Origin of the sequence: Mesorhizobium sp. M4A.F.Ca.ET.020.02.1.1 (assembly GCF_004022645.1) — a bacterium.
Taxonomy (GTDB): Bacteria; Pseudomonadota; Alphaproteobacteria; order Rhizobiales; family Rhizobiaceae; genus Mesorhizobium.
This window is the reverse complement of record NZ_RZOI01001109.1, coordinates 1-1,310: the sequence shown is the minus strand read 5'-3', so window position 1 is coordinate 1,310 and position 1,310 is coordinate 1. Positions and strand designations below refer to the sequence as shown.

General features: G+C 68.2%; 2 protein-coding genes. Both read right to left on the bottom strand.

The window, feature by feature from the left end; all coding sequences use genetic code 11:
* Positions 1-113: 113 nt before the first annotated feature.
* Entirely contained in the window at positions 114-596 is a 483-nt protein-coding gene (locus EN742_RS35245; protein ID WP_128333902.1) for a GNAT family N-acetyltransferase, read from the bottom strand.
* Between the two features lie 5 nt (positions 597-601).
* Positions 602-1,310 (bottom strand): lytic transglycosylase domain-containing protein (locus tag EN742_RS35240; protein ID WP_128333901.1); only part of this gene is annotated, 709 nt, incomplete at its 5' end.

Below are 1,310 nucleotides of genomic sequence, written 5' to 3'. Positions count from 1 at the left end.
GGGTTAGCATTTGCAAGCAGCGGCTAATGTGAAGCCGTTCACAAAGCAGTCCTGCTTTCACGCCGCAAAGCGTCGATGTGACAAATGCCACCCTAACACCGGGAGCCGGCCGCTTATCCTTCCCAGTCGACCGGCATCATGCCCAGCCGCTCACAGAGCCGGACAGCAGTGGCGTTCTCCACTGTGTTGGTCTTGAGATCGACATGAGCGGCACCCCGGTCGCGGAAAGCGATGAAGGCCTGCCGCATCAGCGCCTCGCCGATGCCATGGCCGCGCGCTTGCGGATGGACGGCGAGGTCCTTGACGAAGGCTGTCGCCCAGCACAGTGCCGCCCCCGCCAGCCGGCCCTTGGCATCGATGACCAGGAAGCACAGCGCGGGGTCGAATCCGGCGTCGCCGGAAATGCGCGGCCACCACTCGTCGAACGGCCCGTCCGTGCCGTCGTCGAACACTTCGGAGAGCAGCGCATGCAGGGGCCGCGCGTCGGCGGGCTCGAAGCCGCGCATGACAAAGCCCTCCGGCCAGTGCGGCGGCGGCAGATCGTCGTCGAGGGTCTTGCGCAGCCGGATGTCGTCAGGTGCCGGCGGGCGCGGCATCGCGCTCAGGCGTCGGGCTGCAGGCGGCGGCGCGCGCGGTCAACGCCGAGGCCGGTCGCTTCCAGCAGGCCCTTGCGCTTGGCATCGTAATAATAGCCGCTCTGGTAGAGCCGGTCGGCGCGCTTTTCATCGCCCCCCGACACCAGCCAGGCGCCGCGCAGATACTTGACCGCATATTTGAGATTGGTCTCGGCGTCGAACAGACCGCTCGCCGGCCCGTCATAACCCATGCCGCGCGCCGTCGCGTGCTTGATCTGCATCAGACCCCAATGGCCGTGATTGTAGGCTTTCGGGTTGAAGGTGCTCTCGCGGTTGACGACATGGCGCACGAGATCGATGGGCACCTCGTAGAGCGCGGAGTATTTCTCGATCAGCCGCTCGATCTCGGCGCGCGGCCCGGTGGCGTGCGGCTGCGGCTCGCCCGGCGGGGCAAGCAGCGCCGGGTTCTGCGGCACGAAATAGGCGACCTGCTGGACGCCCGGCATCGTTGCCGCCTTCACCGCCTGGCCGGTTACGGGCATCGCCATCGCGGCCGTTGCGTAGGCGGGCATCGGCTTGACCGATCCCGGGCTGAGCGGCGAGGTGCCGGCCATCACGGCGGGCTGAGCGGCAAGCGGCGTCGATCCGGCGAAGGCGGCGGGCTGGGCAGGCAGCGGCAAGGGCTCGCCCGGCGTCGCCATGCCCGGAGCTGCCATGTTCGCATCGGCGGGGAAC

Excerpts from the sequence above, each read along its gene's own strand:
- EN742_RS35245 (WP_128333902.1), bottom strand. The coding sequence starts at position 596 with ATGCCGCGCCCGCCGGCACCTGACGACATCCGGCTGCGCAAGACCCTC.